The sequence below is a fragment of the Pseudomonas sp. LPB0260 genome (assembly GCF_013388395.1).
The window spans coordinates 683,550-695,249 of sequence record NZ_CP058247.1; the positions used below are offsets into that span (position 1 = coordinate 683,550).

An 11,700-nucleotide genomic window follows, 5' to 3' on the forward strand; every position below is an offset into this window, starting at 1 on the left:
CGTGTCACTGCCACGCGAACGTGTCCCGGACAGTACGCCGCATGCGAAGTCTGCAGACTGTTTCACCGATATGTGGCGCCATCGCCATGTCACCACCGAAGTAGATATGCAATGCAACACAGTCCACCTGCAAACTCACAGAATTCGGCGTTCTGGTGTTCACGACGATGTATACGGTCGATTACTGCCGTACGGCGCCCGACTACTATCGCAGCGCCTATGGAGCCGTATCTCCCGCTCCCAACTATTCAACCCAGCGGTTCAGAATGCACGGAGAAAGTGGAGGGCAAGATAAAAGGGGGCGGCACTTCGTTAGCCTGAAAAGCAGTCTGCACGGGGGTTGGAGACGGCACTCAATGCAAGCATAGGCGTGCCGTGCACAAGGCAAATGCCCGCCAATTCTGGCTTTGGAGCGTGCCTAGCACTCCTCATTACGATCAGCTTGGAACAGACATCGGTAACCGAACCTACAGCTGGAAACCGATGCCGATGCATAGTCATACCTGGCAGCTTGTAGCCCTTGGGCCACAAGACAGCTCGAGCTGAGCCATTTTGTAGCCCAAGGGCTACAAATTGCCTCTTTCGACGATGTTTCTGAAACGCTGAAGAAAGCTTGCAAGCAACAACCCTGATCAGTCTCGCTCATCAATCTAACCAACCCGACATCAAAATTAGACTGTGAGCCGAATAGACGGCATTATCGGCTCACTGGATGAGCCGAATAGGCTCGCTAATCGGCTCACAGATGAACGCATCTTATGAATGAACCACTCTGGATCTGGCAGCAGCCCGACTGGCCGCACTTCACCTGGCAAGCCGATGCGCTTGCACCGCTGCTGCGCGCATGCGGCCAGGCCCAGGGCCGCTTACTCGGGATGCTCGGTGTAGTGGGCAGTGACACCGAAGCACAGAGCAGTCTGGATGCCCTGCTGCAGAACATTGTCACCTCATCAGCCATCGAGGGTGAGCAGCTGAATGTCGGCTCCGTACGTTCTTCACTGGCGCGGCGCCTAGGGTTGAACGAAGAAGGCCATACCACCTCCCGCTCCGAAGGTCTGGCGGAACTGCTGCTCGATACCACCCGTGCGCATCAACAGCCGCTAGACGAACAGCGACTCTTCACCTGGCACCGCTGGCTGTTCGCCAGTGATGACCAACTGCTGGCTCGACCACTGCACATCGGCGCATTGCGCGGCGAAGAGCCCATGCAGGTAGTTTCAGGTCGGATAGACCGCCCTACCGTACATTTCGAAGCCCCTCCCCGCGCAGGGCTTGAAGTGCAACTGTCGGACTTTCTTGCCTGGTTTGAGAACAGCCGCAGCGATGTCGGCCTCGATCCCTTTCTCCGCGCCGGTATTGCCCATTTCTGGTTCGTTACCCTGCACCCCTTCGAAGACGGCAATGGCCGCATCACCCGCGCCATTACCGACCTGGCATTGGCCCAGGGCGAACAACAGGCCATCCGCTTTTACGCCATGTCCGCGAGCATCCTTGATGACCGCGCCGGTTACTACCGCATCCTCGAAGCCAGCCAGAAAGGCACCTTGGACATCACTGCCTGGCTGCAATGGTTTCTCGAGACACTGGTCAAGAGCCTGGAGCAGGCCCTTGCTCGCATCGATCGCGTGCTGGTGAAGGCGCGCTTCTGGCAGGTACACCGCAGCCAGCCCCTATCGGCGGAGCAGATCAAAGTGCTTAACCGCCTGCTCGATGGCGGCGAAAGGGGTTTCGAGGACGGTATCAGCGCGGCGCAATACCAAGCGGTGGCCAAGGTTTCAAAAGCCACCGCGACCCGTCACCTGAGCGACCTGCTGGAAAAAGGCTGCATCGAGCGACTGCCCGGTGGCGGGCGCAGCACGCGTTACCAGATAGCACGCTGAGCACCTTAGCCGACCGAATCAGCCTTTGGTGCGCCATCGCGCCATAGGACAATGGTCGCGATCCCCTTGAGCCATTGAAAGCAATTAGCCATTATCCAGATCAGTGCTAGGCATCAGGGTTTCGGCACATCTGCTCGCCCCTGACACGGGCGCCCATCAAGCAGCTCGGCTTAAGGAAGAAAAATGGATTACAGCCCGATAGTCGCCCAGGTCTGGGGCATGCTGACCTGGTTCATCCCAGCGGCCCTGCTGATCGGCATGCTCAAATCGCCCTGGGCCAAGGGGCAGATCGGTGAACTACTGGTGCGCCTATTCGCCCATTGGCAGTTGGACAAGCAAACCTACCGCCGCCTGCACAACGTCACCCTGAACACTACAGGGTAATGCCGACCTAGGCGGCCGCTGCTCGCGCGTGGGCGCGGGTGTTCCACCAATGGAACAGAATAAATCGTGGTCTGGCCCCTATTATTCGTGGCCTGCCCCTATCATCATATTCGCGACATCTTAATGAGAGGTATTACTATGCCAGAAGGCAAGAAACCAAACTGCCGCCGTGCTCCTGTGCTGGTCGGCACTTTGCTCGTCGCACTCAGCTCGTCAGTGTTTGCGGCAGAATTAACGACCACATTCGCTGGTGGAAACGGACAAAATGGAAATATGTTCGATATTTCGGCCACTGGCAGTAGCGGTTTCACTATTACTGGCATTGCTCAAAACTTTGATAGCGCACAACCGATTTCGGGCTACCAAATATGGGTCGCTACAGGAGGGGTTACAGGTAATACGCAGAATGCCTCTGCTTGGACTTTGCTCGCCAGCACAGGAAGTTTTGTTAGTAACGCGATCGGGACCCCCACCTTATTGCCTTTTACGACTCCGCTTTCGATTGCCTTGACCCCGGGGCAAACAATCGGTCTTTACTTGACAAACACGGATGGCTCGAGCGTTGCGTATACGAACGGGTCAGGGGTTGGGAGCGTCGCAGCAAGCGATGAGCTGCTCACCATCTATGAAGGCTACGGGAAAGCGTATTCTGTTGATTTCCTCGGAAGTACCTTTTCTCCAAGAATTTGGAACGGGACGCTTTACTACTTCTCGGGTCCAGATGCTGCCAGTACTCTAGCTTCAATGCAGCAAAACGTTTCGGGCTTACGTAATATTTTCTCGTTACAAGGCTCTTACGTAAACCCTGGGTTGAGTTACGACTGCTCGATTTTTGATACGAAAGGTATCTGTGTTGCCGTCTCAGGTCGGAACACTGGCACCAGCGGCGGTGGCCCCGAGGCTACCTCGGGAGTTCTGACGGTTGCCTATGAACTCAATCCGAATATCAGGATTGGTGGCTTCCTTGAGCAATATGTTTCCGACTATTCAAGCGGTGGAGTCAACGTTAAAAACAACAACCCCGACTTCGGTATCTTTGGGGTCTGGTCTCAAACGGGTACTGACGAAGGGATCAAGGTTCGTGCCGCGTATCGTTATGGCAAGCGAGACCTTAGCATCACGCGCGATGCGATAGATACCGCCGAGGCCGGTAGCGGGAGCTCCAAACTTGTTACTGAAGGTACGCAACTTACTACCAGTTATGGATACGCCCTCAGCAGCACCGTGCTGGCCAGCCCGTACCTAGGTGTTCGTTACACGAACATTGCCCGTAACGGCTACACGGAATCCGCTTCCGACACCGTCTCTGCACCGCTGCACTTCGATACCTTGCGTCAAGAATCGACGTCGTTGCTGGCTGGTGTGGATCTGTCGGCATTGGTTGCCCCTTCCGTGACGATCAATGGTTCTGTCGGCGTTGAAACTGATACGCAGCGTAGGGTTGGCGAATACTCTGCGACTGGCGTGGCCGATCTTGCCGCGATTGAATTCAACGGTGATACCCGCAAAACTCGCATGGTTGGCTCGGCAGGTGTGGCTTACAAGATCGACAGCGCTCAGCAAATTAGTGCCCAGACCTGGTACCGCGAAGAGGCTTACGGCTCGACGGCAACGACAACCGGAATGGTCACTTATACTGTTGGCTTCTGAAACCCTGAACCACCACGAAGAACCCGCCGGTAAATCTGCGGGTTTTTTATTTCTTCAACTGGCACATGGTGGAGTCAATAATCAAGTGCAGCACGGTGTTACCGCCTCGAAAAGTGAACTTAGCCACATCGGAAAAATCCCATGGAGTTCAAAATGCTTGATGAATTGGCACAAGGACGACAGCCATGGCAAAACCCGCCTCCCGCCTTAGCGATTTAAATGCGTGCCCCATCCCCGGGCATGGCACCAACTCCACCCCTAGCGGCTCGCCTGATGTACTGATCAACAACCTGCCAACCCTGCGCGTAGGTGACAGTACGGCCTGTGGCGATGCAGTCACCGAGGGTATCGGCAGTATCCTGATCAATGGCCGGCCCATCGCCTTTATGGGCAGCGCCACCGCCCACGGCGGGGTCATCGTCACCGGTTCGGGCGACGTACTGGTCGGCACCCAATCGGGCAGCGCGCCGTTCTCAGCACCAGAGATCCTGCCCAGGCACAGCGAGCAGTACCAGCTGATAGACAGCAGTAGCGGCCAGCCTGTGGAGGACGCGCTGTATTGCGTGGAGTGCGGCGATGGCCAGCGCTTTGTGGGTTACACCAATGCCTACGGCAATACCGAGCGGGTATTCACCAAGGACCCGCAAGCGGTGGTCGTGCGCTGGGGGCGGGATGCCGCCAATTACCTCAGGCAAAAGGGCATTAGCTTCTAAGGACGGATGCAATGACAGCACCTCATCAGGGAGCGACCAGCTCCCAGCACGCCATTCAACAGATCCCTGTTTCGCTGCAGCGTGACTTCATTACCGTTGTCGGTGCCTCGCATATGACCCTGATGGAAAGGCTGCGGGGGCAGAAAGGCAACAAGATGCGCTTTATCAACCAAGGCATCCGACAGGTTCGCCTCTACCCGCCGGCAAGCGCCAACGATGCCACCCAGCGCATTTTTCTGATCTTCACCGAAGACTATGAGCGCCCCCTGCTCGATGCGGTGAAGGAAGTGGTCGAAACCCGCTATGGCGCCAAATACCGCGAGCTGGACTCCATCGCCCATCTGCTCGACTTCATCAACCTGCGCATCAGCAAGAAGCGCGAGATAAAGCAGCTCGACCTGTTCGCCCATGGCTTGGTTGGCACCATCGAGTTCGGTTATGAACTGGGCAAGGCTGACAGCTACCGCATGCGCGATGCCCAAGCCCAGATGCTCAAGCCTGAAGCGTTCGACCTGAGCGGCAAGATTTACTCCTATGCCTGCCGTACCGGCCTGGGCATTCATGCCGACGTACACGTCAGCGAGGGTGAAGACCCGCAGTACGCGAAGAGCCTGGCGCAACTGATCGCCAACACCGCTCAGACCCCTGTGTGGGCGTTCCCACGGCGCAGCAATTATGACCAGACCTATGGCAATACCAGTGATCGTGCTGGCCTGCAAAGCGCTCAGCAACGCGTTCAGGCAGACAAACGCGCTATGGATCGCTATGAACTACAACTAAGCCAGTATCGAAAACGCCTAGCCGCCCATCGAAAGGCAAGCAATGACCCAAACGCTCAACTGCCTGATGAGAGAATGCCAAACCCACCGATCAAAACCGCCAGCACTGAAGATGAAACGCTCGCGCGCCACGCGAAAAGCCGTGACACGAATGATCAAACGATTGGCTATCCACTCGACGCTGAAGGTGCCGTTCGCCCTGTACGCGCTGGCGACTCGCCCACCGGGGTGCCGGCCACCCTGCGGGAATACAAGCCACTATGAGGCGCTTGAACAAGCTGCTGCTAGGCAGCACTGTCCTGCTCGCCAGCTTGGTGGTCGGGCTTTATCTGAATGCAAAGGAAGGCGAGATGCCGAAGAAAGTCATGATGTATTACGGCGGTTTCGAGGTTGAAGATATGTTTGATGCCAGCCAGTGGTTTGCCAATGGCATGTACAAATCGCGCAACATTGAAGCCGATGGCGGGGCCAGCAATGTCACCATGCTACGCAGCAAGCCGTTACCTTTTACAGCGTCTCAATATGCTGAGCTGCCTCTGATAGCCAGTAGTGAGCTGCGGGATGAATTCCCAGAACTGGATAGAGCATCGTTAATCGACAACCCTCCAGACCTTCGCCAACGCGCTCGTTACGCCTACAGCGCGTTCGCCGAGCCCAACAAGCCCGAGGATTACTACTACCTCTATCTGGAACTAGACGGCAGACGTTTCGTGATCACCTTTTCGCGCGATGCCAAGAGCGGCGAGAACCTCACCGGCAAGTACGCCAAAGAAATAAGCGGCGACTACGCCTCGCAAGCCGAGCATCGTAAAGCCTTTGCCGAAATAGAAGAGATCGAGCGCAAGGCGCGCTGACAGCCAGACATACCGCTTGCGCCAGCACGCTGTCACCTGCACCACGGCAAAGGACCTGCTATGAACAAACGCCGACTCACCCTGCTTGGTAGCTGTGTACTGCTGCCTTTGATCGCTCTGGTAACTTATGCAGCCATCACCCGCATCAACCCCAACAGCCAGCATTCCGTTGGCGATCAGCTCGATGAGCTCAATGGTGTGGTGATCTACTTCAACGGCGGGGTCAATACCGTGCAAGGCCGCAACCTGAGCAAGGACGGTTACAACCTGGGCCTACGCTATCAGTGCGTGGAGTTCGTCAAACGCTACTACTTCGAGCGCCATGGTCACCGCATGCCCGACACCTATGGGCACGCCAAAGACTTCTTCGACCCAACCCTCAACGACGGCAGCTTGAACGCCAAGCGGGCGATGCTGCAGTTCCGCAACGGCAGCGCGGCACAACCGCAAGCAGAAGACTTGCTGGTGTTCGCGCCCACACTGTTTAACCGCTACGGGCATGTCGCGATTATCGCCAGCGTTGGCAGCGGTACCCTGCAGATCGCCCAGCAAAACCCCGGCCCCTTTGGCAGCTCCAGAGAAAATCTGGAGCTCACCCAGCGCGAAGGCCGTTGGCATATCGAATCGGCACGGGTGTTAGGCTGGCTTCGTCTGCCGCCCACAGACGAACCGCCTGCAGCTGAGCGGAGTTACAGCCAAAATCAATAGACTTAGCGTTCTTTGCAGGCATCTAATTCATCCTGCAACTTAAGTTCAGTCTTAATACCTAACCGGTATCTACAGTAATCGATCACCAGCTGCCGCTCCTCGCCATTTAACTCTTACAGCTCTTTATCGTCTGCATCGTTAGCAAAGAGGTTTTCGAACTCAATCTGAAAGGTGGGGCTCTTTTTGATAAAGAACACCGTATTTAGCTCCGCATCGTCAATTGCTTTGTAGTACCCAACGAACAGAGCGCCGGTCAGTAATAGGGCAATCAGGATGATTAATTTTTCATACTGTTGAGACCTGCATAGAGAAAGCCCTGCGCACGCTAGCCGAAAGTTCTTATAAACGGGCTCGCACTGTGCTTGATTGCTGCGACCACATGCGGTGCCTGCTCGCACAACTCAGTTGAGCGCATCAATACCTGTTCCAGGGCTTGCAACTGCTCGCGAATAACCTCTTCAGGCCGGGCCACATCACAGACCCGAGCGAAGTCCAGCAGCCCTTGCCGCGAGGCAAATAGCGACTTGTTGCCAACCAGATCCAGCGCCAGTACGTCCTCGGGGATATAGGCAGTGGTGTTGACGATATCGTAGGCCGGTGCCAGCCGTGCATCGCGCCGGGTAGGGTCGGAATACAACAGACCGAAGTTCTTCAAATGGGCATCGCCGTTACCGACAATGCAACTCAGGCTCACCATCGCGAATAGCTGCGCCAATGAACCCTGCACCTGCTCGGGCGAGCAAAACAGGCGAATGGCCTTGGCGATGGCCGAATAGCTCTTGTTGTATTTTTGCTCCGCAGCCAACCCCATCAATGCCGCCATGTCCTCGAAACCAATTGGATTGAGCTGCTCATCCCTGTCGAAGCGACGCATGACGAACAGTTTGGCGTTGGCGGACAGGTAGAACTCAGGCACCGCAATACCCGCCGCCCTGGCCACGGACATGCAGAGGAACTCGTTGATCGCCAGCCCCGGAAACTCGTCCCGACCGCTCTTGATAATCAGGTCAGAGGTTTTCGAGGTGAAACGCTGCGGTGCGGAATCCTGACGCTCTGGCACCAGTACCTTGGGCTGCACACCCGATATCCCGGCGCGTAAAATGTAGCGATCCACCAGCCCCGCAAAAATGTCTTCAGCGCCATCCCAGGCGAGGATTTCTTCCAGCTTTTCTCCAGGGAACTGCTCACGCCGCAACAGCGCATCAACCTCCGGCGAGCTCACCGCCACCCGCCCAATCGGAGAACTGCTGCCAGACAGTGCCAGCAACAACATTGGATCGACGCTCGCCACCTTGGCCAAGCGGTTGCGCAACTGCTCGAGGACATAGCCTTCCGGCAGGTTCATCTGGAAGATCGGATGCAGCTCTCGATGTCGGTACTCATCCAGGCGCACCGGCATCAGCAAACTGATCGCTGCCTGCGCATTGGCGTCTTCGTGGTAGCGAAACAGATAGTCCCCGGCACTGGTAAGGATCTTCCCGCTATCGCCCTCTGGCGTTGCAACCTGCAGCACAGCAGTCATCAGTCGAACACTCCCTGTATTTCATCCAGCGTGGGCATGGCAGCAGGCACAACCGCAAGCTCGCAGTCCAGGGCTCCTAGCACTCGCGCATAAGCGGCCATGCCCACCGAAAGGTCACCCTTTTCAATAGCGATGACTTTCTGCCGGGTTAGACCAGCCAAGGAGGCGAGCGCAGCCTGGGTCAGCCCGCGATTGAGGCGGCGCTGCCGAAGCTGCTCGCCGAGGCGTAGCGTGATTAGGGAATAGTCCATGTTCTAAATACGTTACAAATCTGATTAAATGTAACGTATACCGAACCTCATGAAAAATCAAAGCGGATACTGGCACTCAAGCCTGAAAACGGGCTGCGCGGTTAGAGTCTGAGCTTCGCGCGGTACAAAAAACGGTACACTGGCGGTACAGTGCCTAGCTTCTGCCACTTTCGCAGAATTACGCTAAAGCCCAGTAACGACGCTGCTTTCAGCTTATTTTACCTGCGCTAAGCTACATACGGTTTTACTGGGCTTGAGGCATTCGTGGCAACTCATAATCCTTTGGTCCACGGTTCGAGTCCGTGTGGGCCCACCATACAAATCAAGGGGTTAGGTCAGATCGACCTAACCCCTTTTTGTTTACCCCCATATTCTCCCCGTTCGCTCCCCGTTTCGCTTATGCCCCCCCAACTCCGACAGCGACTGTGTTGAGGGCTTACCGCCCTTCCCGCACGCGCGCGCAACGATTTCCGAGTTAGAAATGGACAATGACTCCCTACCGTTCGGGCATCGAGCGGAATGGTCTTTTGAGAGATGTGCCGGTATCGGCTTCGGCCTCTCGAGTCCGCTGGTGAACCACATGATTGGAGCGCACACCAGCCGCATGGCATGGCCGCAATTTAGCTTACCTGTCGATGGCCATCTTCTCGGGCCAGTTTCTGACCTCACTGCTGGAATTCATCCCAAGGCAAGGCGCTCTGGTCTTCACTGCAATGGCGGTTGCAGCTAGCGCCTTCACGCTGATCTACCTGCTGATTTGATGGTGTGAGCGTCGCATACAGAGTGCCCAGCATGCTTGAATGTGCTCATACGGACGCGGCCACCATGAGTCGCCCCGAATTTTGCGTTCTACCCCATTTCCAAACCGCCCGTAAAAATGGGGCAGAACCCAATCGCCCCAGCTAACAGCCATGCAAAAGCTCTTCAGTGGCTTGTTACATCGAATCTGGCTCGACTCCCGCAGTGCTCTGAGCCTGAACGATCCCATCAGGCGCCTCTGCTGCGCCTAGATGGACCAACTGATCGTCAGGAACTGGACGCCCTAACAAATAACCCTGAACCTCATCGCAACGATGCTTGCGCAAGACCTTGAGTTGCTCAGCTTTTTCCACCCCCTCGGCACTGACCCGTATATCCAGCGAATGCGACAACGCAATGATCGACCTGACGATCAGGCCGACCTTGGGATCGGTATCCAGATTCTCGGTGAACGCGCGGTCGATCTTCAGCTTGTCGAAAGGAAAGCGCCACAGGTAGGCCATGCTCGAATAGCCGGTGCCGAAATCGTCCATGGCGATGCGCACCCCCATGGCTACGAGCCGGCTGAGCGCCTGCGTCACCTGCTCGGTATTGCTCATCAGCAATGACTCGGTAATTTCCAACTCCAGGCGGTGGGCGGGCAGGCCAGTGGCATCCAGGGTGCGAGCGACTATCTCGACTAGATCACCGTGGCGAAACTGGGCAGCAGAAAGATTGACCGCCACGCTCAGATCACTAGGCCACAGCGCGGCCTGCGTGCACGCGGCGCGCAAGACCCAGCGGCCAAGCGGGTCGATCAGCCCGGTATCTTCGGCCAGTGGGATGAACTTATCTGGCGTCAGTGGGCCAAGTGTGGGGTGCGTCCAGCGCAGCAAAGCCTCGTAACCGTTGAGGGTCTTGCCGTCCGATGAATACTGGGGCTGATAGTGCAACCGAAACTGCTCGCCGCCGATTGCCACTCGCATTTCGCTGATCAGGTCGCGGCGCTCCTCAAGCTGCTTGTCGAGCGTCTCGTCATAGAAGCTGAAAGTACCACGGCCGGCGGCTTTGGCGCGGTATAGCGCCAAGTCCGCCTTGTGCATCAACGCCTCAACAGTCCTGGCGTCCATCCCATAGATGGCGGCGCCGACCGACCCGTTGGATTGAACTGTCTGCCCGAAAACTCCATAAGGCCGAGCCAGCACTTCCACCACCTTTTCCGCCAAGGTGATCACGTCGTCGGCTGAGGCCACACCACTCTGCAGGATGGCGAACTCATCCCCCCCAGGCGCGCGACCCGGTCGCCGTGCCGAACCAGAGAACGCAGGCGCTCGCCAACCTGCCGCAGCAGCTCGTCACCGGCTGCGTGGCCGAGACTGTCATTCACGTCCTTGAAGTGATCCAGATCGATGCAGAGCACCGAGAACTCTGCCCCTCCGGCGTCGTGGCGCCAGCTGGCCTCTTGCAGGGCCTCGCCGAAGCTCGTCCGGTTGAGCAGTCCAGACAGCGCATCGTGATGTGCTAAGTAACGCATGCGTTCTTCGGCTTCTCTCTCGGCCTCGAGGCGCCGGTGAAATACCACGCTGCCGACGACACCGATGGCGCTCAGTAACGCGAACATCGCTCCCGCGACCACGGTGAAGGCCTGCTCGATACGGGCAGCACGTTCGGACTGATCGACATAGACTTCGACCACCCCAATCATGCGCTGCCCCCGCGAAATAGGCACATAGGCCTCGCTGAAGATGGCGGGACGCCCAGGACCTGCGGCACCTCGCTTCAAAAGGACTACGTTTTCGCCGCTAAGCACCAGCTCGCGGACGACGGTATTGCCATGGCCAATATTGCTCTGAGTCTTCACGGCGCCTGCGGGCAGATCCAGGTCGTCCGAGACCAGCATGGTCTTGCCCTCAGGACTAAACATTTTGAAGCGGAACACTTCCTGCACGCGTCGAAAATAGGTGAGATTCTGGCGCGCCCGGTCAGTGAGCTCACCGTCGCTGAACAACTCCTCAAGATCTGGAACTGTCGCACCGACGAACTCGGCCCAGGATAGGGCTGTATGCTCTGCATCGCGCTCGAGCAGGTGCGTTGAGGAATAGCGCATTACCGCTGCCATGGCTGCCGCGACCAAGATCAAGCACCCGAAGGTCGCGCCCGCAGCAATCCACACGTTTCTTATTTTCATTCTGACCCCAGATTAGAGCCGACTACCGCAGGA

General features: G+C 56.9%; 10 protein-coding genes and 2 pseudogenes. 8 read left to right on the forward strand and 4 right to left on the reverse strand.

The annotated features are described in order from the left end of the window. Window positions 1-758: 758 nt before the first annotated feature. The 7 genes and pseudogenes from LPB260_RS02935 to LPB260_RS02965 all read left to right on the forward strand — a co-directional run bounded on the left by LPB260_RS02935 (window position 759) and on the right by LPB260_RS02965 (window position 6,968). Window positions 759-1,880 carry a Fic family protein gene (locus LPB260_RS02935; protein WP_208707148.1) on the forward strand — a complete coding sequence of 374 codons (1,122 nt, stop codon included), beginning with the start codon at window positions 759-761 and terminating at the stop codon, window positions 1,878-1,880. Between the two features lie 183 nt (window positions 1,881-2,063). After that, a pseudogene (locus LPB260_RS02940) lies at window positions 2,064-2,255 on the forward strand (nuclease); the annotation flags it as partial. Window positions 2,256-2,402: 147 nt separating this feature from the next. After that, entirely contained in the window at window positions 2,403-3,914 is a 1,512-nt protein-coding gene (locus tag LPB260_RS02945) for an autotransporter outer membrane beta-barrel domain-containing protein (protein ID WP_208707149.1), read from the forward strand. A gap of 185 nt (window positions 3,915-4,099) precedes the next feature. After that, entirely contained in the window at window positions 4,100-4,627 is a 528-nt protein-coding gene (locus tag LPB260_RS02950; protein WP_208707150.1) for a PAAR domain-containing protein, read from the forward strand. Window positions 4,628-4,638: 11 nt separating this feature from the next. Beyond that, window positions 4,639-5,670, forward strand: a complete 1,032-nt coding sequence (locus LPB260_RS02955; protein ID WP_208707151.1) for a hypothetical protein — start codon at window positions 4,639-4,641, stop codon at window positions 5,668-5,670. Window positions 5,671-5,675: 5 nt separating this feature from the next. Continuing rightward, window positions 5,676-6,260, forward strand: a complete 585-nt coding sequence (locus tag LPB260_RS02960) for a hypothetical protein (protein ID WP_208707152.1) — start codon at window positions 5,676-5,678, stop codon at window positions 6,258-6,260. Between the two features lie 60 nt (window positions 6,261-6,320). Further along, complete coding sequence (locus tag LPB260_RS02965; protein WP_208707153.1) at window positions 6,321-6,968, forward strand: CHAP domain-containing protein; 648 nt, start codon at window positions 6,321-6,323, stop codon at window positions 6,966-6,968. A gap of 325 nt (window positions 6,969-7,293) precedes the next feature. Here LPB260_RS02965 and LPB260_RS02970 read toward each other — a convergent pair whose 3' ends face one another. Both LPB260_RS02970 and LPB260_RS02975 read right to left on the reverse strand, forming a co-directional pair. Further along, window positions 7,294-8,490, reverse strand: coding sequence for a type II toxin-antitoxin system HipA family toxin (locus tag LPB260_RS02970; protein WP_208707154.1), 1,197 nt, complete (start codon window positions 8,488-8,490; stop codon window positions 7,294-7,296). Beyond that, on the reverse strand, window positions 8,490-8,741 hold the full coding sequence (locus LPB260_RS02975; RefSeq protein ID WP_208707155.1) for a helix-turn-helix transcriptional regulator: 252 nt from the start codon (window positions 8,739-8,741) through the stop codon (window positions 8,490-8,492). The genes LPB260_RS02970 and LPB260_RS02975 overlap by 1 nt, the downstream gene beginning before the upstream one ends. Window positions 8,742-9,325: 584 nt before the next feature. On the opposite strand from LPB260_RS02975, the gene LPB260_RS02980 reads away from it, so the two are divergent. Next, complete coding sequence (locus tag LPB260_RS02980) at window positions 9,326-9,502, forward strand: hypothetical protein (protein WP_208707156.1); 177 nt, start codon at window positions 9,326-9,328, stop codon at window positions 9,500-9,502. Window positions 9,503-9,676: 174 nt separating this feature from the next. Here LPB260_RS02980 and LPB260_RS02985 read toward each other — a convergent pair whose 3' ends face one another. Next, window positions 9,677-10,609 (reverse strand): putative bifunctional diguanylate cyclase/phosphodiesterase, encoded by a 933-nt coding sequence (locus LPB260_RS02985; RefSeq protein ID WP_371926161.1) that lies wholly within the window; start codon window positions 10,607-10,609, stop codon window positions 9,677-9,679. After that, a pseudogene (locus tag LPB260_RS02990) lies at window positions 10,592-11,667 on the reverse strand (diguanylate cyclase domain-containing protein); the annotation flags it as partial. The gene LPB260_RS02985 and the pseudogene LPB260_RS02990, both read right to left, overlap by 18 nt. Window positions 11,668-11,700 lie beyond the last annotated feature (33 nt).

What these genes read in the sequence shown, in the direction of transcription:
- LPB260_RS02955 (WP_208707151.1), top strand. Translation starts at nt 4,639, where the DNA reads ATGACAGCACCTCATCAGGGAGCGACCAGCTCCCAGCACGCCATTCAA.
- LPB260_RS02945 (WP_208707149.1), top strand. Translation starts at nt 2,403, where the DNA reads ATGCCAGAAGGCAAGAAACCAAACTGCCGCCGTGCTCCTGTGCTGGTC.
- LPB260_RS02935 (WP_208707148.1), top strand. Translation starts at nt 759, where the DNA reads ATGAATGAACCACTCTGGATCTGGCAGCAGCCCGACTGGCCGCACTTC.
- LPB260_RS02950 (WP_208707150.1), top strand. Translation starts at nt 4,100, where the DNA reads ATGGCAAAACCCGCCTCCCGCCTTAGCGATTTAAATGCGTGCCCCATC.
- LPB260_RS02975 (WP_208707155.1), bottom strand. Translation starts at nt 8,741, where the DNA reads ATGGACTATTCCCTAATCACGCTACGCCTCGGCGAGCAGCTTCGGCAG.
- LPB260_RS02985 (WP_371926161.1), bottom strand. Translation starts at nt 10,609, where the DNA reads ATGGACGCCAGGACTGTTGAGGCGTTGATGCACAAGGCGGACTTGGCG.
- LPB260_RS02970 (WP_208707154.1), bottom strand. Translation starts at nt 8,490, where the DNA reads ATGACTGCTGTGCTGCAGGTTGCAACGCCAGAGGGCGATAGCGGGAAG.
- LPB260_RS02965 (WP_208707153.1), top strand. Translation starts at nt 6,321, where the DNA reads ATGAACAAACGCCGACTCACCCTGCTTGGTAGCTGTGTACTGCTGCCT.